Origin of the sequence: Vibrio sp. Vb2960 (assembly GCF_033337665.1) — a bacterium.
GTDB lineage: Bacteria > Pseudomonadota > Gammaproteobacteria > Enterobacterales > Vibrionaceae > Vibrio > Vibrio alginolyticus.
Map to the genome: position 1 here is coordinate 273791 of NZ_JAWORD010000001.1, position 19672 is coordinate 293462.

The 19672-nt window shown below is 44.2% G+C and carries 16 protein-coding genes; 9 read left to right on the plus strand and 7 right to left on the minus strand.

Going from position 1 to position 19672, the window contains the following annotated elements:
- Positions 1 to 223: 223 nt before the first annotated feature.
- From R7O03_RS01110 to R7O03_RS01130, 5 genes are all read right to left on the minus strand, one after another.
- Positions 224 to 1063: a hypothetical protein gene (locus R7O03_RS01110; protein ID WP_025767990.1), complete on the minus strand. Its 840-nt coding sequence runs from the start codon at positions 1061 to 1063 to the stop codon at positions 224 to 226.
- A 4-nt stretch (positions 1064 to 1067) separates the two neighbouring features.
- Complete coding sequence (locus tag R7O03_RS01115) at positions 1068 to 2288, minus strand: hypothetical protein (RefSeq protein ID WP_213961021.1); 1221 nt, start codon at positions 2286 to 2288, stop codon at positions 1068 to 1070.
- A 339-nt stretch (positions 2289 to 2627) separates the two neighbouring features.
- Positions 2628 to 2894 carry a hypothetical protein gene (locus R7O03_RS01120; protein ID WP_005373876.1) on the minus strand — a complete coding sequence of 89 codons (267 nt, stop codon included), beginning with the start codon at positions 2892 to 2894 and terminating at the stop codon, positions 2628 to 2630.
- A gap of 324 nt (positions 2895 to 3218) precedes the next feature.
- Positions 3219 to 6377: an efflux RND transporter permease subunit gene (locus tag R7O03_RS01125; protein ID WP_213961020.1), complete on the minus strand. Its 3159-nt coding sequence runs from the start codon at positions 6375 to 6377 to the stop codon at positions 3219 to 3221.
- 13 nt (positions 6378 to 6390) lie between these two features.
- A complete protein-coding gene (locus R7O03_RS01130; RefSeq protein WP_025767993.1) occupies positions 6391 to 7548 on the minus strand; it encodes an efflux RND transporter periplasmic adaptor subunit in 1158 nt (385 codons plus the stop codon).
- Positions 7549 to 8066: 518 nt separating this feature from the next.
- On the opposite strand from R7O03_RS01130, the gene R7O03_RS01135 reads away from it, so the two are divergent.
- Both R7O03_RS01135 and R7O03_RS01140 read left to right on the plus strand, forming a co-directional pair.
- On the plus strand, positions 8067 to 9584 hold the full coding sequence (locus R7O03_RS01135) for a phospholipase D family protein (RefSeq protein WP_047102775.1): 1518 nt from the start codon (positions 8067 to 8069) through the stop codon (positions 9582 to 9584).
- A 90-nt stretch (positions 9585 to 9674) separates the two neighbouring features.
- Entirely contained in the window at positions 9675 to 10262 is a 588-nt protein-coding gene (locus R7O03_RS01140) for a class I SAM-dependent methyltransferase (RefSeq protein WP_213961018.1), read from the plus strand.
- Positions 10263 to 10316: 54 nt separating this feature from the next.
- Here R7O03_RS01140 and R7O03_RS01145 read toward each other — a convergent pair whose 3' ends face one another.
- A complete protein-coding gene (locus tag R7O03_RS01145; protein WP_005373887.1) occupies positions 10317 to 10787 on the minus strand; it encodes an ASCH domain-containing protein in 471 nt (156 codons plus the stop codon).
- 200 nt (positions 10788 to 10987) lie between these two features.
- On the opposite strand from R7O03_RS01145, the gene R7O03_RS01150 reads away from it, so the two are divergent.
- Together R7O03_RS01150 and R7O03_RS01155 are read left to right on the plus strand one after the other, a co-directional pair.
- Positions 10988 to 11833 (plus strand): tetratricopeptide repeat protein, encoded by an 846-nt coding sequence (locus R7O03_RS01150; RefSeq protein WP_005373890.1) that lies wholly within the window; start codon positions 10988 to 10990, stop codon positions 11831 to 11833.
- A gap of 13 nt (positions 11834 to 11846) precedes the next feature.
- A complete protein-coding gene (locus tag R7O03_RS01155) occupies positions 11847 to 12242 on the plus strand; it encodes a DUF2391 family protein (RefSeq protein ID WP_005373896.1) in 396 nt (131 codons plus the stop codon).
- A 9-nt stretch (positions 12243 to 12251) separates the two neighbouring features.
- Here R7O03_RS01155 and soxR read toward each other — a convergent pair whose 3' ends face one another.
- Positions 12252 to 12686 (minus strand): redox-sensitive transcriptional activator SoxR, encoded by a 435-nt coding sequence (soxR, locus tag R7O03_RS01160; RefSeq protein WP_005373898.1) that lies wholly within the window; start codon positions 12684 to 12686, stop codon positions 12252 to 12254.
- 201 nt (positions 12687 to 12887) lie between these two features.
- Between soxR and R7O03_RS01165 the strand changes: the two genes are divergently transcribed.
- The 5 genes from R7O03_RS01165 (at position 12888) to fusA (ending at position 19599) form a co-directional block, all read left to right on the plus strand.
- The gene (locus R7O03_RS01165; RefSeq protein WP_005373900.1) at positions 12888 to 14096 is read left to right on the plus strand and encodes an MFS transporter; all 1209 of its coding nucleotides are present in this window, start codon (positions 12888 to 12890) and stop codon (positions 14094 to 14096) included.
- A gap of 154 nt (positions 14097 to 14250) precedes the next feature.
- Positions 14251 to 15132, plus strand: coding sequence for a LysR family transcriptional regulator (locus R7O03_RS01170; RefSeq protein ID WP_005373905.1), 882 nt, complete (start codon positions 14251 to 14253; stop codon positions 15130 to 15132).
- 101 nt (positions 15133 to 15233) lie between these two features.
- Positions 15234 to 16238, plus strand: a complete 1005-nt coding sequence (gene dgcN / locus R7O03_RS01175) for an N-acetyltransferase DgcN (protein ID WP_262629261.1) — start codon at positions 15234 to 15236, stop codon at positions 16236 to 16238.
- A 50-nt stretch (positions 16239 to 16288) separates the two neighbouring features.
- Positions 16289 to 17281, plus strand: coding sequence for an N-acetyl-D-Glu racemase DgcA (dgcA, locus tag R7O03_RS01180; protein ID WP_225473844.1), 993 nt, complete (start codon positions 16289 to 16291; stop codon positions 17279 to 17281).
- A 293-nt stretch (positions 17282 to 17574) separates the two neighbouring features.
- Complete coding sequence (gene fusA, locus R7O03_RS01185; RefSeq protein ID WP_047102779.1) at positions 17575 to 19599, plus strand: elongation factor G; 2025 nt, start codon at positions 17575 to 17577, stop codon at positions 19597 to 19599.
- Positions 19600 to 19672: the final 73 nt, after the last annotated feature.

Consider the following 19672-nt stretch of genomic DNA (forward strand, 5'->3'; position numbering starts at 1 on the left):
AACATTGATTGAAGAATTAACATTTTAACAATCATTACAACAATGTTAACTTTAGCCTCGTTGGTCGCGCTGGTGGTAAGCCTCTCACCAAGCCTATTGTCAGTTTTATATGGACGTTCGACCACCTCCAAAATGAATAGACACCCAATTTGGTGCCCTTTTTTCGCCCGTGAAAGCATTCTTCGCGGGCTTTTTTCTTTAAGTTAAGTATGAACGCTCTGGATCAACTTTTTTTTGTCAACCTTTCGGATTTGGAGGTAGTATGTGAATCAATAAGCGGAGACAGTGCTAGCAACTCTAAAACATTTTTTTCAAAGATTTCATCCGCGTGTCTTACCCAATCTAAAAACTTTTTTTGAGCAAACATAGGCTCGATTTCATATAAAAATTCAATACTAAAGTAAAACTCATTTTTGATAGGCAAATTGTACACTCTTCGATAGTCTTTTTTATACTCCAAATTTCCTTCTACATATTTTGAAAATGTATTTTCACCAATCTTGATATCTTGGCATTTGATTGGAGGGTAACCACGAAGAAACTCTCCCACAAGGAACTCTTCTTTCGCTCTCTTTTTTTCTTCGTTTATCGGGTCCATTCCCCAACGATGATTTGCGTACGCAATGGCATCATTCATCAACTCTGTATGATCACCTTTTCGAGAGCCGTCAGGTGACTCTACAGCATGATAAAAATCCACGTACTCTTTCTCTATAAATGAAGATAGTTCATTAACACTAGTAATATATTTATCTGAAGATTTAATCCTTAACCGAATATATAAACCACCTTGTTTATTGATTGGTAATAGTGGATTTATTATTTTATTTTGAAAAGAGAAATAAATCGTGGCCAATTTTATAAACTTTTCATGCCGCTCTACTTTTGAATCAATATTGAACCGTTGTAATTCAATAAAATCTTGGTATACATGTCCTTCATATATGTTGTTCGGACACTCAAATGACAGCACTAAGTCATCTATCTGGAATACATTATGTAACAAGTTTGCAAAATCTGGCTTTCCTCTAAAGCCATCTTTATACATTTTAATAAGGCCCATATATCTAACCCTTGTTCTTTAAATATTCATCAATATCTTTTAAACGTTTACTAGCCATATTATTACCAGACATCATCAGTTGTCGTCGATAAGATTCCACACCGAAATAGGGTAATGTATGTGGGCTCTCTGTGACCTCTCCATTCATCACTAATCCCAAGAATTTACAACAACGAACGAGACTACTTGCAGATAATGGAGTTTGTCTCGCAGCAATATTTGGGACAATATCAAAGGGATTCGTTCGGGTTTTTGTGTAATTAACTTTCAAACCAAGCTGCTGTGCATTTTTCCCTATCTTCGTTGTATTTGTTCCCCCTGCATGCACAACGATTTGTTGATTCAATAGTCTTAAGCTCGGATTATTTTTTCTAACATACTCAAGAGCAGAGTTAAAAATAATGGCACCTTGGCTATGCACTGTCCATTTTACTTCCTTACCCTGCTCTGCACATTGTTTCATTACTGCTGCTAGGTGTTGAGCATTGTGCGAAGTAAAACGAGTTTTGTCATAAACACATTCAATAAGGTCCAGCTTCGCATTATCAGAAGGGTTGTGAAACAACGTATACTCTGTTGGCTTATCTTCTTTGTACGCCACCTGCGTATGTACCCCCATCAGTGTCGCCGCTTTCTCATAATCATTCAACATTCCATTTACCGTTGCATGAAGCGTATTGACTTGATGAGTTACTTGAGCTTTAGTGTGGTCCCACTCAGCCAACAATAACTTTGCTTCATCATTGTTCTGCACTCCATTATACTCACCATTTTTACCTGTTTCTTTCTTCACATGATACATTTGGGTTCTTTGATGTGAATGCTTAAAAATAGACTTACCATGCAACTGTCGATCAAAAGCAATATCATGAATTACAACTTTCCCGTCTCTAAGGATACAAGTTAATAAGTAATGATAATTTTTGAAGGGATACCTAGTTCGAAATATTCGAAGCAATGGATTGCGTTTGTGTCTAACTACAGACGGTGTGCTTGGATTAGATGAGAGAAAATACATTTCTTTGACAACTTGCTTCTGATCATATTCATTCAGAGACGCAAGCATGATGAGGGATTGTCTTGATAAGTATAGTTTTTTATTGCTAAAGAGTGCAGCTGAAAGTCTCACTCTTCCATGTAAGAATTGTTCAACCTCATTAACCGACTTATTATTTAGCCCAATGTAATCAAAAGCCTCTTTCCTTTCAATAAATTCCCAAGTCATTACTAATCCCTCTTCAAATAAAAGTGAGCCACATACTAAGGTATTATGAAGGTCAAAAAGGAGATCGGATCTTTTCTAAATTTTAAATATCTAACATCACCTCCACTTTACTGAAATCTACACTTTTAAAAGTTACATCCGCTCCATCCAGCAATAGCTCATCAAACACGCCAACTATTGATAATGAGCTTGAGGATCTGATCCCTACCCATGAAATGAGAAACAAAAAAGCCAGCCTTAAAAGGCTGGCAAGTAGAGCAACAAGGTCAGTGCTTACTGCTAACTAACACCGAACTCGTATTGGATTCATTTTCGTCTGTTAGTCTCTTTTATCGGCGTTTATGACTTGCTTGCTTTCTCTTTGTGGCACGTTACCTTTACTAACTGTTCTTGCTCATCTTTAATGTTTTTCACGATACGCTCATCACGTGCGTGAATGGCATCCATGTTCATTTGCTGAATATCTGCTATAGCTTCATGTTTCATTTCAGAAAAGTCCTGACGTAAATCTGAGCTCCACTCCTCTTTGTCTAAAGTGTTAGCAGCAGCGATTGGTGATGACATTACAGCAATAAGACTTAGAGTAGATAGAAATACGCTTTTCATAATAAGCTCCTTGAGGATTAGCAGTTAATTTTAATTACAATTCATATATTGCACATACGATGCCAACTTTTATTTTGTTATTTTTCAACAACTTAAATAAAAACTCATATTCAACGTTATCTTCGTCTGGTAAATTTCGCTAACCAAGTGTCAAATTAACCATGCGAATTTAAAACATTAGAAACATATATATTAGAAATGCTTTGTCAGGCAGTTTTCTCATCAGATAATTACGTAACTGCCCACTAAAAAATCACTTTGAATCAAAATGCGGAAACAAAAAAGCAGCCCGAAGGCTGCTCCTAATCGTTAACATCAAGCTTGTTAACTCGATACGCTTGCTTCAACGCTCGACGTCACTGGCGACTTTCTGAAACGATTAATCAAACGATGGATAAACCTCTTAATCGATCTGAAAATATTTTTAATATCTTCAAGCATTAAATACAAACAAGGCACCAACACTAAAGTCAGAACCGTTGCGTACAACACCGCAAAGCCCAAAGCGACAGCCATCGGTATGACAAAACGCGCCTGCAAACTCGTTTCAAACATTATCGGCAATACACCCGCAAACGTCGTTATTGAGGTGAGCGTGATAGCTCGAAAACGAGCACAACCCGCCTCAACAACCGCTTGTTTGATGTTCATACCCTTTTCTCTCACTTGGTTTACGTAATCTGTCATAACCAGAGAGTCGTTGATAACCACGCCAGCAGCGGCGATCAAACCAAATGTCGACATCATACTGATGTCTAAACCTAGCCAGAAATGGCCCCAAATCGCCCCCGTCAGACTAAACGGAATGACGGACATTACAATCAAAGGTTGGGTATAACTTTTTAACGGTACAGCTAACAAGATGTAGACGATGATCATGCCTGCAATAAAGAACAAAATCTGTTCATTACGCTGCGCAGCCTGCTCTTCAATATCACCACCCAATTCTGTTTTCACACTCGAGAACGCTTGCTTCATATCCGGTAAGATATTGTCGTCAATGACCTTCACGATTTCTTGAGGTTCAACCAATTCTTCGTCTATCGAACCATAAACATAAACGGTTTGATACCCGCCTTCACGTCGAATGCTACTCACGCCCGGCTGCTCGTTGATCTTCACCACATCACCTAGCATGACCTTCTTACCTGCTGGTGTTGTAATCACAGCGTAACGCAATGATGAGAATGCTTCACGCGTCAGTTGCGGGTAACGCACCATAACTTTAATTTCTTCACCATCACGAATAATGCGCTGTGCTTCGCCACCATAAAAGCTGCCACCAACTTGCTCTGCGATCATGGTGAGATCCAGACCGAGATCGTACGCTACAGGCGCAAGAGACAGGAGTACTTCTTTGCTTCCAGAATCAATAGAAGATGAAATATCATATAACCCTTCTTCCTGCTGTAAACGCTCTATCAAGTAACGCCCAGCCTCGTTGAGCTCATTGATGTTAGAACCAAACAACAAGTAGCCAAACTCATCCCTGTCACCACCACCCGCACTCTGCTCGCGGATTTTGATGCTCTTCATACCTGGAATAACAGGCATAGCTTCACGCCAACGTCGAGCCAGTTCAAATGTATTGAACGGGCGTAACTCTTCATCAACCAGAGGTACTAATACACGACCTTCGGTGCGGCTTCTGTTGTACGACAGCACATCACGAATCATTCCTTGACCATGTTCTGCAATGGTCTCAGATTCGATCTTTTGCATGACACGTTCAATAGTCTTGAGTGCACTGATGGTCTGCTCACTTGAAACGGTATCATTCATTTCAATAGTGATCGCAGGATAGTCAGTCGGCACTTTAGGGTTAGGGATCACCCGAACATAATTCGCGTTGATCAAAGCCGCGCTGATCAGCAGTAAACCACAGAACACCGCAAACACTGTCCAGCGCCAATGGGTGCATGTTGTTACAAAGTTCCGATATGGACCATTTACAAAACCAAAAAAACGTTGGTTAAATCGGTCACGCCAACCACCTGGTTTAACTGGCTTAAAATGAGTATGCGCAAGGTGTGCAGGAAGGATCAGCTTCGATTCAATCAAACTGAAGATCAAACAAAGAATCACGACCCCCGCGATACCATAAAAGAATGCACTATCAATACCGCTAGACAACAAGAAAGGAGCAAACACAGCAATTGTGGTTAACACACCGAAAGTGGCTGGTGTGGCAACACGTTTTACACCACGAACCACGTTTTCGACGCCACCGCCTTTTTCTTCAATTTCGCTGTAAGCGCTCTCTCCCATCACGATGGCGTCATCAACTACAATACCGAGCACCATAATGAAGGCAAAAAGAGACACGATGTTTACCGTGATTCCTAATGCAGGCATCATCATTACGGCACCGAGAAAACAGACAGGTAGCCCAATCATTACCCACATAGCCAAGCGGAAACGTAGGAAAATGGTCAGCATAATCGCGACTAATGCAGCGCCTTGCAGCAAGTTTTTCAACATCATGTCGAGACGCCCATTTAAATAATAAGTCGTATCAACTAAGACTTTGAGCTTAACATCCTGCGGTAATGTCTTGTTTTTTGTTTCAATATAATTACGAACGGACTGTGCAACAGGGATAATGTTCTGGTCACGAGTTGCTTCAACAGACATGTAGATCGCATTCTGACCTGAGTATTCAAAGTAGCGCTCTTCTTCCGTAAAGCCATCTTTTATTGTGGCAATATCTTGCAACAGAACCTTTGCACCATTTGCGCCAAGCTTTACAGGAATATTTCTAAACTCATCACCACGGTAGTATTGGTTTTCAATCCTTACTGCAATCATCCCTGAGTTTGTTTTTACTTCGCCCGCAGAAAAGTTGGCTGAGTAACGGCTGATCGCGCTGCTGATATCGCTCAACGTCAGGTCGTATTTACGAAGAACAAGTGGGTCAACTTCAATCGCTATTTCTTCTTCTGGCGCACTCAGATACACCAGCATGACGTTTTCTAACTGAAGTAATTCATCTTCGATTTGCTTAGCAAGCGGTTTAAGCTCCTCGAGCGGTCGGTCCCCAACTAACCCCATTTCGATTACATCTTGGCGCCATTCAACTTGGTAGACATTGATTGGTTCCATACCCGCTGGTAAGTTAGACAAGGTATCAATACGTTGGTTTACATCATCTAAGACACGCTTGATATCGGCATTAACGTCTACCTCGATGGAAACATACGCGCTACCTCTAGAGGCCGTTGAGACTGCTTTTTTAATCCCGGTGACGTCTTTAATCGATTCCTCGACCTTAACGAGAATACTCTCTTCTATCTCTTGAGGAGAAGCGCCAGGATAAGTCGCACGAACATCAATGTAGTTCACCTCAATATTCGGAAACATCTGCCTTTGAATAAAGAGAAAGCTCACCACACCCATGATAATGATGAACACCATCAAAAGGTTGGCAGCGACGGGATTATTCGCAAAATAGGCAATTAAGCCCTTTTGTTTAGTATCTTCCATGACAAACTCCTACTTACTGTACGACGGTTTCGGAGTCGTCACTCTTTTTTGCGATTTGTACCGCCATGCCTTTTTGAGGGTACTCTGGTAAGGTCAGTACCAACTTATCACTTTGCTCTAAACCTTCGCCCACCAGCAAAAACTCACCTTCTGCTCTCAAAACCGTGACGGTTCTGGGTTGAAGTTGATTATCGCCATTCACCACCCACACGGTACGGTTTTTAACTAATTCCTGTGGTAAGCGATAGATATGCTTAAGTTCCTTACCAGTGAAGCTCACTTCAACGTAGGAGCCGAATTTAATTGGAGGCTGCTGGTTATCGACACCGTATGGGTCCGCGATTTGAATGACCATGTTAATCATTCGGGTAGCGCTATCAATCATGCCTAAGTCACGAACTACTCGACCTTCTCTAGTGGTAGAAAACACACCTTGCTGCGTCACTGTCGCAGTGAGTTCACCAATGGATTCGGGTAAAAATGCACTATCAAAACCGGCAATGGGTACGTGCACCTCTGCCACTTCGATGTTGTTTAACGTGGCAACTCGAGAACCAGATGTAACAAATTGACCAACACCAATATCACGCTCAACAACCAGCGCATCGTAAGGTGCAACGACTTTGCAATTTTCTAACTCTCTTTTTGCTCGTTTGAGTGCCGCTTGAGCCGACTTCACTTGGGCTTGTGCGCTCAAAACGTGAGGTTTGCGTAAATACAGATCCGTCACTTGCTTATCGCTCAGTCTCTTTGCCTGACGTTTTGCAACTTCGGCTTTCGCTTGTTCCTCAATCAAGTTTGCGCGTGCACTAGCTAAATCGGCTTCAGCTTGTAAAACCGACGCTTCATAGTTGTCACTTTCAATTGTGAAAAGAACCTCTCCTCGTTTCACGATGCCACCCGTTACAAAATTCGGGTGCCAACTTATCACTTCACCACTGACTTGCGCGGAAAGGTGTGTTTTTTCAAAAGGGACTAATTCACCGTGACTGGTAATCACCACTTTGTGATCAGTAGGAAAAAGAGAAGAAGCCTGAACAGTAGGTTCTGTAATTGCATCTTTGGTTGACTCTTTTTCCGGCGCAGTTGCGGCAATTGCAGCATATCCTGCATAAGAGCCTCCAACGACGACGAAGGGTAAAAGCCAACGTAATATGGGTTTTGCTAACATCGAAAATCCTTTTTTATTGTTGTTTTCAACACCACACTTTTATTCAGTCCATTGCTCCCGGTAAGCATGGTGGTGAGAGAATTGAATTTGAATAAACATCAAAGCGGCGCTTGCCTAGTCTTTTAAGCAGCGAACTAGATAGTTATTGCCAATTCAAAGTCAATAAAATTAACAAAAAATTAACCAACTGCGCAAGTTGCTCTGACTTAACTTTTATTCTAAACAGCAAATGACATGCCAAGCATTTACTTATTAAAAATCATATAGTTATAGAAAAACCATTATTTTATCCAGTGTGCTATTGGTCATAATCACCAGATATTAGTGATTATGACCAATACGGCCATAATGATAATTAAAATAAATGATTATCTGCGCTCTAAAAGTTGAACTTAGTGCAGGCTCTATGGCAATTCATTGATTAATCGCTCGTTATCAAACGGTTCTGGGTGCATGTGGCGTCAGCTTAAGTCTATAATTTGGAGTAGGTAACACTCTGTAAGACAAGGAAATGTGCTTTGTTACAAACGCTCGCCAAGTTGCTCTTCCCCTCGCTGCTCACTATTTTATCGGCATGCTCATCCGTATCGTTGAATGACGCCAGTGAAAAGTCCACCAGCTTTCAGCTCGGTTATCAAAAGGATTCTGTTCTTGCGCAGTACTTTGAAGCTTACGGGAGAGACCCCAAGTCCATAACTGGCTTTGCACCGTTAAATCAGGGACACGATGCCCTTCTTGCTCGAACCTCTTTGATCGAGTCCGCCCAGAAAAGCCTTGATCTTCAATACTATATTTACCGTGGTGACGAAACGAGTCAGCTAATAACGTGGCGCTTGTATGAAGCGGCAAAGCGTGGTGTTCGAGTAAGGCTGTTGCTTGACGATATGCAAAAGCGAAACGACGATGTGATGGCAGCCCTCAATGCACATCCTAATATAGAAATCCGCTTATTTAACCCACATCAGTATCGCGACTCCCGTTGGTTCGCTCTTGCTAGCGATTTTGAACGTCTTAATCGTCGTATGCACAATAAGTCTCTGATTGCAGACAGTGTTTCCGCCATTGTCGGAGGTAGAAATATCGGCAATGAATACTTCTCTTTTGAATCGCAAGTTGAGTTTGGTGATTTTGATCTTCTGCTCTATGGTGAGGCGGTACAACAAACTGCCGATCAGTTCGACCTCTACTGGAATAGCGCCTATTCGATACCAATGGAATGGATTACACCGAATTCACAGCAAATTACCGACCAAGCGATTCAAAAGCAGGTCAATAAACTCCGGTTAGAGGAAAAGTTTTCAACCGGCCGCTATGACTTCACTCAACTGGATATGTACCAAGATCTAAAACAAGGCAAACTCAAGCTCTACTGGGGAGAAGCGAAAGTATGGTTTGATCTGCCCGATAAAGTCGCGACCCGAGAGAGCCAACTTATTGATAATTTGTCGGAATTGGTTAAAAGTGTTGAGGATTCATTTGTGCTCATTTCTCCCTATTTCGTTCCAACTGAAGCAGGTACTCAAGCATTAAGTAACGCGGCCAAGCGAGGCGTTGATATCACGATTGTGACCAATAGCCTCGCGTCTAACGATGTGTTTGCCGTGCATGGTTGGTACGCAAAATATCGAAAAGATCTACTCGAAGCTGGAATCAAGCTTTGGGAAGTAAAAGCGAGCGCGAAACTCAAAAGTAAGTGGAGCCTCACGGGGAGTAGCAGAGCAAGTTTACACGCTAAAGCAATGACAATTGATAACAAAACACTTTTCGTTGGTTCGATGAACTGGGACCCACGTTCGGCCGCTTTGAATACCGAAATGGCCGTTGTTATCGAACAGCCAGAATATGTGCAAATGTTTCTAGAACAACTGCCAAATCAACTGTCGAGTAACGCCTACGCCTTAACTCTGCGCGACGGGGACATTGTCTGGACCGACGTAAAAACAGGCGAAGAATACGACTCCGAACCAGAAGCAGGAGTATGGCGAAAAATGGGCGCTTGGTTCTCCGGAATATTACCGATTGAAGATCAGCTATAACAGCTGCCAATACTGCAAACCTCCCCAGTCAAGCAAAACAAAATGGACGCTAGTTTTGGGCAGGGGACACAACCAACATAAGGAAGTTCAATGCCAGCGCAATGGAATGAATACTATCAGAAAATTTTAAGCCAACCTCACCGCCCAAACGTGGAAAATGCCGTAAACCGACTTAAGATAGAAGGCAAAGTCGCTCTTGATATTGGCTGCGGAATAGGTCGAGACAGCCACTTTCTACTCGAACAGGGATTTAAGGTTCACGCATGTGATAGCAATGAAGATGCAGTAAAAACTTGTTTAACACGCTTTGAAGGTAATAAACGATTTTCGGTTTCGCAGTGCTGTTTTACTGAGTTTAATTATCCTCAGTGCAGCTTGGTTATCGCAAATGCCAGTTTGTTCTTTTGCCCTGACAAAGGCTTCAAACAAGTCTGGACAAAAATAGACAGCGCATTACAACCGAGCGGTATCTTCTGCGGCGATTTCTTGGGAGTGAAAGACTCCTGGGTGACCTCCGAAATGCATCCAAACATTACCGCATTAACGAAAAAGGAAGTGGAAAGCTTATTCGAAGGTTACGACCTCATTTCATTGCATGAAAGAGATGAAGACGGGACCACTGTAGTCGGAAGCCAAAAACATTGGCACATGTTTAGTGTGACCGCTCGAAAGCGCTAAAAATGGTCTCTCGATAAAGAAAGCAGCACTTCAAATCAGTGCTGCTATCAGAGATTAATTGACGGGATACACCACTTCAAAACGCTCTAAAACCAGCGTACGTTTCTCATGCCAATCGATGTTCAACTCATCGCATTCAGCTTTAAAAAATGCAGTATGAGCATCACGCCACCAGTTTAAGGTTCTATCACCTTCGCCTTCTGCGAAGGCAAACTCTGCGGTTACATCCTCATATTTGCATGTACTTACGTCAGTAATTCGTATCACGCAAACCGGGTCCCCATCCCAATTCGTCACTACTTGTAAATGACCGACTTGGGGCATGGTTTCACCATGTTCTCGATACCAAAGCTCCAAACTGCACGATGCAGTTTTCTGTCCAATACGAACCAAATCTGCGCATACATTCGCGTTGTATTCGTCGGCACAATAATAGTCAGCACTGACTGATGGTACAGCTTCCCTTTGTTCTGGTGATAATAATTCTAGGAATTGTTCTAAGTAATCCTTAGCTCGCGCGTCCATGCTCACTCCATTAATCATAAATTCGTAAGGAGGATAAAAGATATCACCACAAATAACCACCAGGAACAAACTGAAAAACAACAAGAATATGACTTCTACGAAGACGACTGTTATTTCTTTTGTAATAACTTTGCTAAACGTTTGTGCTATTTGCTATTGTTGCATGGTCTATCTGTACTCTTCTCGTGAAAGGACGTTATATGCGCTTATTTATTGGTATTTTTTTCTCGCTGATACTTGCCTTGCCAACAATGGCATCGGAGGAAAAGTATTCAGAATCGGATCTGTTAGATAGACCATTAATGGAACGCTATATTTTAGATGAACTAAAAGCGCTGCGTCAGGACTATCAAAGCCTAGAAAAGCGAATGATCACAGAGATCACCGATCGCGAGCTAACGGTCGCAGATAAATCGTTGAACTATGCCAACGTGACCGTTACATACTTCTTCTACATCATTGCTGGTGTCGCATCGCTGATTGCCTTTGTCGGATGGCAATCTCTGCGCGAGTTTAAACACAACACCAAAGAGATGGCTGATAAACGATTGGAGAAGATCGCCCAAGAATATGAGAAAAAGTTTGTCGCCCTTGAGCGAGATTTAAAACGCAAAACTCGCATTATCAGCGAAAACAACAAAGAGATTGAGAAAATCAACGAGATCCATAACTTATGGCTACGTGCACAAAGCTCTCAAACTCCAGAACAACGTATTGAAATCTATGATGAAATCTTATTAATTCGTCCAGGTGATTTAGAAGCGTTGACTTACAAAGCCGACGCAGCGATGGAAATCAACGAATACCATTGGGCACTTAGCATTTGTAACCGCGTACTTGAAGTCGATTACACCAACGGTCCTGCATTGTATCAACGCGCGTGTGCATACTCTCGCCTTGGTATCGAAGAGCAAGCTATTGAAGACTTGGAACGCGCAATTGAATACAGCCCATCCATTCGTGATTTACTTGCCGAAGAACGAGACCTCGAATTGCTGCACGGTAATGAGCGTTTTGAAAAGCTCTTACATCTAGCAAGCGAATAATGGAATAAACAGCATGAGCAGCCACTTTAATCTAGAAGACGCTAGCCAAGTATTGGTTGGTGCTTTTGCCCTAGCAGTCCCGATCTCATTTTCGGAGGAAGCGTGGCGATTGGGTGAGAGCCTACCAATGGCAAACTTGCTCATGCTGTTAAGTCTTTCTGTCATTTTCCTCAGTTTTTTCGCGTATCAAAGCGTGTTTCAAAGCCACATCAAGAATCGCGTATCCATCTTTATTTTTCGTGTGGTTATCGCGTACCTCATTGCGGCCGTTGTGGTAGCGTTAGTTCTTTTCTGTCTTGATAAACTGCCACTCATGAATGAGCCTTTGGTTGCGATAAAGCGCGTTATCGTCATCACAATGCCTGCTTCGATGGGCGCGATCGTAGTCGACAGTTTCGACAAAGAATAGAGATAATCGCTACTCTTCTTCTAACGTTAAGTTCGACCCCGAGTGGTCTTTCCCTAATACATCTTCTGGGTTTCGCAGTGCACAGGTTTCTAACGACAAGCACCCGCAGCCAATGCATCCGCCTAAATCGTTTTGCAACGCTTTAAGTTTTTGAATCTTTTGTTCTAACTGTTCATGCCAATGGCTTGCCATTTCTTCCCATTGCGCTTTGTTAGGGGCTTGGTGTTTCGGCAGTTCATCTAACGCATGTTTAATTTCTTCTAACGACAACCCAACTTGCTGCGCTGCTTTGATCACCGCAACACGGCGCAACACACTGCGATGGTAGCGACGCTGATTACCTTGATTTCTCCAACTCGAAATCAGCCCTTTTTGCTCGTAAAAATGTAGGGCAGATACTTTCACTCCAGAACGTTTTGCCACTTCTCCTACGCTGATTTCCATCCTTGACTCCCTGTGTATCAATTTTGTTAAAAAAATGCTTTACCTCAAGTTTACTTGAGGTTTTAAAGTTGCACCATCTTAATTAACGCTAAACCCCGGCGATCTCAAGATAATGTGTTCAGCGCGAACGACTTGGTTGTTAAACACAAGACAGTTGGACATCAACCTTTTGAAATCCATCGGGAGTTAGAGGCAAACATAATGAAAAATAAAACTCAGCCGTACTTAGCTGGCCGCTTCTTCGACAGTATCTCCTCTGGCTTGTTCATGATGGCACTGCCATGGGTCATGCTTTCCGAACCTAACATGGGTACATTCGTCGCTTTAGTTTCTCTGAGCTGCACCGCGATTGCTTTTCTAGCAACGCCTTTCTTTTCCACTTTAATTGACCGACATTCACGCAAAGTACTACTCGTGCTCAATCAATGGATTCAATCGGGTATGGCTTTGGTGGTGTTCATTGCTTATTGGTTAGGGTTTGAGTCACACTGGTTGCTGGCTTTTGCGCAATTGGTGTATTGGGTTTCGAGTAATTTTGCATGGACGACCAACAATGCCTTCACCCAAGAAAATTATCAGCACCATGAGTATGCGAAAATTTCGGGTCAGCAAGAAATTGTAATGCAATCCACGACCCTCGGAGCTGGCGCGTTGGGTATTGTTTTGCTTGAAATGTGGGGTATGAAAGAGTTTGCTTTGTTTGCGGCCAGCGCCTCTGCGTTAGCAGCGATGTTCTATATTCTGACGCCTTATACCCAACAATTAAGGGCATCAAAATCCGTTGCTTTCATCGCGCAACTCAAAGAGAGCAAACAAATATTCCGTCTCGAACCCCGATTTTATGGCTTTATTCTGCTCTCTTGCCTCTCTTATCCTGCATTGACGTATTTGAGCAAACTGGTGCCGATTTGGTTTTCTGAACAAGGCATCTCTGGCGATTGGTTTGCAGGGTTCAACATCAGTTTTGGCCTCGGCTCGTTGCTAACCGGCTTTATTGTCACCAAAGTGCTAAGCCGTGCCTCCCATAGCCACATTATGTTCGCTTCGATGGTTATGGTCTCTTTTGCGCTTATCGGGATGAGTTTTGCGATGAGCCCGCTGACCATCTTATTGTTTACGGCGCTGTTTGGCGTATTTAACGCGCTAAATCGCATTGCGAGAGTCAACTGGATGCATCACACCGTAGCGGTTCATCAACGAGGTCGCGTCGATGGCGGCATCAGCATGTTTGCCACCACCATTCAATCTCTCAGTTACGTCCTGATTGCAATATTGAGTCATTACGAACTAACACAATACGGTTTTGCAATCGCGGCTGCTGTCATGGTGTTAGCAGTGATTTTGATGGGATTACTCAGTCGAGACGTCGAGCCGTTTAACGACCTACCCCTTCATGCAGCAGCAAAGTGAAGCATAGAAATTGAGAAGTTGAGAAATTGAAAAAGCGAGATAGGAAGGCAACCAACATCGTCTTCCTATTTTTTACGCCAGCACTTTTACCTCTATCGCTTATCAGCAAGGTTGGGTATTCTGAGGTGACCAACATGAGCAGAGGGAAATCGCAGTGAACTTAAGGCAATTAGAAGTCTTTTACGCCATTATGCAAGCAGGAACGGTGTCAGGCGCGGCTCGCTTACTGCACGTTTCCCAACCTAATGTCACTCGAGTTCTCGCCCATACAGAACAACAACTGAGCTTCGCTTTATTTGAGCGTGTAAAGGGCCGTCTCGTTCCAACTCAAGAAGCCAAAGCCTTATTGCCAGAGGCTGAAAAAGTCTATCAACAACTCGGACAATTTCGCTCTCTGACCAACAAAGTCAAACAGGGAACTCAACATTTACGAGTCGGTGCTCCGCCTGTTTTGGCCGCACACTTGTTAGCGCCGACTGTCGCGTTGCTGTCGAAAGAGCACGGCATCTCCTTTGAGCTCTCAACGGCTAATCGCGATGAGCTGTGCTCAGGTTTACTGAAACATGAACTGGATGTCGCCATTGCGTTCGGTGAAGAAACGCCACCAGCGATCATGGGACACATGTTATTAAAAGAAAACTTGGCGCTAATTGCCCCTAAAAGCGCAGCGATACCCACAGAAAAAACCGTCACTTTAGAAGAACTCATCAGTCACGATTTACCCATTATCGGTTTAGATAGCCGAGACCCTCTGGGCTTGCTGTTACATCAAACCTTGTCAGCGCGTGACGAGCATTATCAACATGCCATTACCGTCCGCAGCTACTCCGCGGCGGCTGAACTGGTGAAAAACGAAGCAGGATTCGCGATTGTAGACCCTTGGACTGCAAAACAATATCGCCAAGATAATGCCGTTTCCGTGCATGCTTTGGAGCCAAATATGTCCTTCTCCGTCTCTATTTTATTCGCAGAGCACACACCTCAATCCATTGCGACAAAGCAATTTATCACCGCCCTAAAACAACAGATGGGTTAAAGGTATAACCTGAAGTTATACCTGCCTAACAAATAAGCATTCGGTTTCCTAAATCAGTCTGGCTACATTAATGAGCAATAACGATGACGAAGGGAACCATCATGCAAATTGCTCAACCTTACCTACTCTTTCTTGGCGATGTAACCGATCCACTCGCAGCAAAAACCGCGCGTGGCATATACCAATGGCGACCTGAGATTTGTCTTGGCCAAATCCGCCTGACGCCAGAAACCGTATCGCTTGGTTTAACCGACATGACACTACAACAAGCGCAGCAGCAAGGAGCAAAAACGCTGGTGCTCGGCACGGCAAATCCAGGAGGCGTCATTCCCGAAGCTTGGCAAGCAACCTTACTTGAAGCGGCAGAGATGGGATTTGAAATTGCATCGGGCATGCACCAACGTTTGGCGGAACTTTCTCCTCTTGCCGATCTAGAACAACGCGGATTAACCAAACTGTATGATGTTCGCCATTATGATGTCCCGCTCAAGGTCGGCAATGGCAAAGCTCGCGCAGGCAAGCGAGTACTTACTGTAGGAACAGATTGCTCCGTTGGCAAAATGTACTCTGCCCTCGCCATTGAGCACACATTAAAGCGTAAAAACTGTCGCGCAGAGTTCAAAGCAACGGGTCAAACTGGAATTCTCATCGCAGGCAGTGGCATTTCAATTGATGCCGTAGTTGCCGATTTTATCTCCGGCGCAGTAGAAACGATCAGCCCTGAGTTCACCGATCACGATTGGGACATCATCGAAGGGCAAGGTTCGTTATTTAACCCTTCGTTTGCTGGCGTAAGTTTGGGCTTACTTCACGGCGCACAAGCTGACGCTCTGATACTGTGCCATGAGATTGGTCGCCCGCACATCCGCAACTTACCACATGCGAGCTTGCCAACCATTGAACAAACGATAGAAGCGAATCTGGCCGCTGCTCGCCTAACAAATCCAAACGCTCAATTAGTGGGTATTTGCTTAAACACTTCGGCGCTCAGCGAAGAAGATGCTGCCCAGTTATGCCAGGATTGGAGCGACAAATACCAAGTGCCCGTCACCGACCCTGTACGTTTTGGCGTTGATGCGGTTGCAGATAGGCTCCTTACGATTTAAGAAACATTTACGGTTTAGAAAATAACTGCGGTTTAGGGAAAACTAGTGAGATGAAAATTCATGTAGAACCTGTCACGATTGCCATGGCGACACCATTTCGCATCTCTCGCGGCAGTCGGACAGAGTGCCACGTAGTCCGAGTGACAATTGAACATCGAGGCATGACCGCCCAAGGTGAATGCACGCCATACCCTCGTTATGGTGAATCGGTTGAATCGGTGATTAAGGCGATTTCTCACGCCGCACATGAACTGCAAAGTTTGTATGCCAAAGGCGAAGCTGATGTCATGGTTCTCAAAAGCCAGCTTCAATCGTTATTGCCCGCGGGGGCGGCAAGAAATGCATTGGATTGCGCCCTTTGGCATCTTCACGCGCTTTTGAGCCACAAGCAGCAGGTTAACGACCTCTTTGCGTTACCAGAGGCGATTGTGACGGCGATGACGGTTTCTATCGACACGCCGCAAGCGATGGCCAAACAGGCGCAAGCTTACGTTAGTCAAGGCGCAAAACTGCTAAAGGTAAAACTGGATGGTGAACACGTACTTGATCGCGTTGCAGCAGTACGCGATGCTGCGCCGCACGCGCAAATTGTTTTAGATGCGAATGAAGCATGGCAAGGCCTCGACCTCGCGACGGTATTTGCTCAACTCGAACCGCTAGACATCACCATGATCGAACAACCGTTGCCACAAGACTGCGATGACGTACTCGCCAGCATTCCGCACCCCATTCCACTTTGCGCCGATGAAAGTTGTCACACCAGAGAGCAATTGCATCAGTTGGTTGGCAAATATGAAATGGTGAATATTAAGCTAGATAAAACTGGCGGGCTCACTGAAGCACTATTATTAGCCGACGACGCCCAAAAACTCGGTTTTAGCCTCATGTCCGGTTGTATGTTGGGGACGTCGCTGGCGATGCGAGCCGCGTTACCTATTGCAGCTCAGGCAAGCGTTGTCGATCTTGATGGCCCGGTGCTGCTCGGACAAGATGTAACGCCAAGCTTGGTTTATTGCGACGGCGAAATCGTTCTTTCCAAATAGCCTAAACAATCCAGAGGTTTTGCTCCAAAAGTCAGAACCTCTGAGTTTATGATCTCGATTAAAAGACAATCAGCCCCATCATGAAATAAGTCACATAAATTATATGGTTATTGAGGCATGCTAAGATTCCAGTAGTCCAAGAAGGTGGTCTTATGCATCGAGTCATCCGGAAAATGACGTGGAAAACGAATAGGCGGTAATCCCGCCCTACTCCAATGCAGTGCGTGGGTTTCTATAACAACCCACTTCCTAGCAATTCGTAGGTTTTTCACGCCATCTTGCAAGGAGGCTCTATGCCTATCAACAAAATACGCAATATCGCTTTTGTCGGCCAAACCGGGACCGGTAAAACCACGCTGATAGAAAAACTGCTCTTCACCTGCGATGCCACGCACCATTTAGGCAGCGTAGAAAAAGGCGATACCGTTACCGACTTCGACCCTCAATCCATCCAATATCAACACAGTATTGAAGCAACGCCAGTCGCACTGCGCTGGAATAAACACCGGCTCAATATCATCGACACTCCGGGACAAAACGAGTTACTTGGCCGTACTATCAGCGTTTTTCCTGCCGTTGAAACATCTGCCCTTGTCATCGACCCTCAAACCCCACTAAACCAAACTTCCGATCGCTTATTCACCTTTGCTAAAGAGCAGCAAAAATGTCAGATGATCATCATCAATAAGCTCGATAACCACGGTAATCAGTTAGAAAGATTGATGGAGAACATCGTTGAGCATTTTGGTGACCACTGCTTGCCGATCAACTTACCTTCGGCTGACGGGGAATCTGTAGTTGACTGCTATTTCGAACCAGAATTGGGACGAGAAACCTTACTTGCAACGGTAGATGAAGCTCATGAGACCTTAATTGACCAAGTCATCGAAGTCGATGAAGAACTGATGGAACTGTATCTGGAACAAGGCTCCGAACTCACCGCAGAGCAACTGCATGATCCGTTTGAAGAAGCACTGAGAACTGGACATGTGATTCCGGTCTGTTTTGTCTCAGCACAAACCGGCGCGGGCGTCGAGTTGCTGCTGCGCACCTTGGCGGAGATCATGCCCATGCCAAACGAGGGTAACCCTCCTCTACTGGAAAAGAACGGCAAAAAAATCAAAGTAAATTGCGAAACCTTAGAGCACACCGTCGCACACGTGTACAAAGTCAGCGTCGACCCATATATGGGAAAACTTGCCTACTTACGTGTGTATCAGGGTGAAATCAATGCGGGCAGCCTGCTTTATATTGGCGAAAGCAACAAGGCATTTAAAGTTGGGCACTTATATCAACTGCAGGGCAAAGATAGAACCGAGATCCCTCGCGCGCTTGCAGGCGACTTCTGCGTTTTAGCCAAAGTGGATGATCTCGAATTCGATTCAATCGTTCATGACTCTCACGAAGAAGATGGAGTTCAACTCAAAACGTTGGACCTTCCTGACTCCATGTATTCTTTGTGCTTGAAGCCTCTTAAGCGTGGAGATGAGCAAAAATTAGGAGATGTGCTGAATAAAATTGCCAGTGAAGACCCTTCTCTGCGCATCGAACATCGCGCTCGCACCAACGAAACCATCATCAGCGGCCAAGGGGAGTTTCACCTCAAAGTCGCATTAGAAAAGATGGCGAACGTGTACAAACTGGACGTCGAAACCTGCCAACCAAGCGTCGAATACTTTGAAACCATCACCAAACCTGCCGAAGGGCATTATCGACACAAAAAACAAAGTGGCGGTGCAGGCCAGTTTGGTGAAGTGCAATTGAAGGTTCGTCCACTCGAACGTGGTGCCGGATTTAAGTTCATCAACAAAGTAGTGGGTGGCGCCATTCCAACCGCGCTCATTCCTGCTGTTGAAAAAGGTATTTTGCAAGCGTTAGAGGAAGGCGCGATTTCTGGCAACCCAATTAAGGATGTGGAAGTCACCGTTTATGACGGTAAATATCACTCCGTCGATTCGAAAGAAATTGCGTTTGTCATCGCAGGTAAGAAAGCCTTTTTAGATGCGATTAACAACGCAGATCCTATTGTGCTAGAACCCATTGTCCAGATGGAACTGCACATCCCAACCGCGAACGTTGGCGATGTTTCTGGAGATTTATCTGGAAACCGAGGCTTAATCGAAGGCACCGAGCCAATCGACAGCAGCTTCACCTTACTCAGAGCCAAGTCACCTGTAAACGAGCTGCAAGATTACGCTCGTCGATTACGCTCCATCACTGGTGGTGAAGGCAGCTTTAGTATGACCTTAAGCCATTACGAGCCTGCGCCACCAGCAGTGCAAAAACAGGTCTGCCAAGGCAGTACACAACAAGGTTAATTCCCTAAGATTCAAATCAATCACATAAACAAAAAAGCGCCCTCATTTTGAGGGCGCTTTTAGGTAAAAGAAA

Bases quoted from the DNA above. Each gene is read 5' to 3' on its own strand.
- dgcN (WP_262629261.1), top strand. From the start codon at position 15,234: ATGCAAATTGCTCAACCTTACCTACTCTTTCTTGGCGATGTAACCGAT.
- R7O03_RS01150 (WP_005373890.1), top strand. From the start codon at position 10,988: ATGCGCTTATTTATTGGTATTTTTTTCTCGCTGATACTTGCCTTGCCA.
- fusA (WP_047102779.1), top strand. From the start codon at position 17,575: ATGCCTATCAACAAAATACGCAATATCGCTTTTGTCGGCCAAACCGGG.
- R7O03_RS01165 (WP_005373900.1), top strand. From the start codon at position 12,888: ATGAAAAATAAAACTCAGCCGTACTTAGCTGGCCGCTTCTTCGACAGT.
- R7O03_RS01120 (WP_005373876.1), bottom strand. From the start codon at position 2,894: ATGAAAAGCGTATTTCTATCTACTCTAAGTCTTATTGCTGTAATGTCA.
- R7O03_RS01155 (WP_005373896.1), top strand. From the start codon at position 11,847: ATGAGCAGCCACTTTAATCTAGAAGACGCTAGCCAAGTATTGGTTGGT.
- R7O03_RS01130 (WP_025767993.1), bottom strand. From the start codon at position 7,548: ATGTTAGCAAAACCCATATTACGTTGGCTTTTACCCTTCGTCGTCGTT.
- R7O03_RS01115 (WP_213961021.1), bottom strand. From the start codon at position 2,288: ATGACTTGGGAATTTATTGAAAGGAAAGAGGCTTTTGATTACATTGGG.
- soxR (WP_005373898.1), bottom strand. From the start codon at position 12,686: ATGGAAATCAGCGTAGGAGAAGTGGCAAAACGTTCTGGAGTGAAAGTA.
- R7O03_RS01140 (WP_213961018.1), top strand. From the start codon at position 9,675: ATGCCAGCGCAATGGAATGAATACTATCAGAAAATTTTAAGCCAACCT.
- R7O03_RS01125 (WP_213961020.1), bottom strand. From the start codon at position 6,377: ATGGAAGATACTAAACAAAAGGGCTTAATTGCCTATTTTGCGAATAAT.
- R7O03_RS01145 (WP_005373887.1), bottom strand. From the start codon at position 10,787: ATGGACGCGCGAGCTAAGGATTACTTAGAACAATTCCTAGAATTATTA.
- dgcA (WP_225473844.1), top strand. From the start codon at position 16,289: ATGAAAATTCATGTAGAACCTGTCACGATTGCCATGGCGACACCATTT.
- R7O03_RS01110 (WP_025767990.1), bottom strand. From the start codon at position 1,063: ATGGGCCTTATTAAAATGTATAAAGATGGCTTTAGAGGAAAGCCAGAT.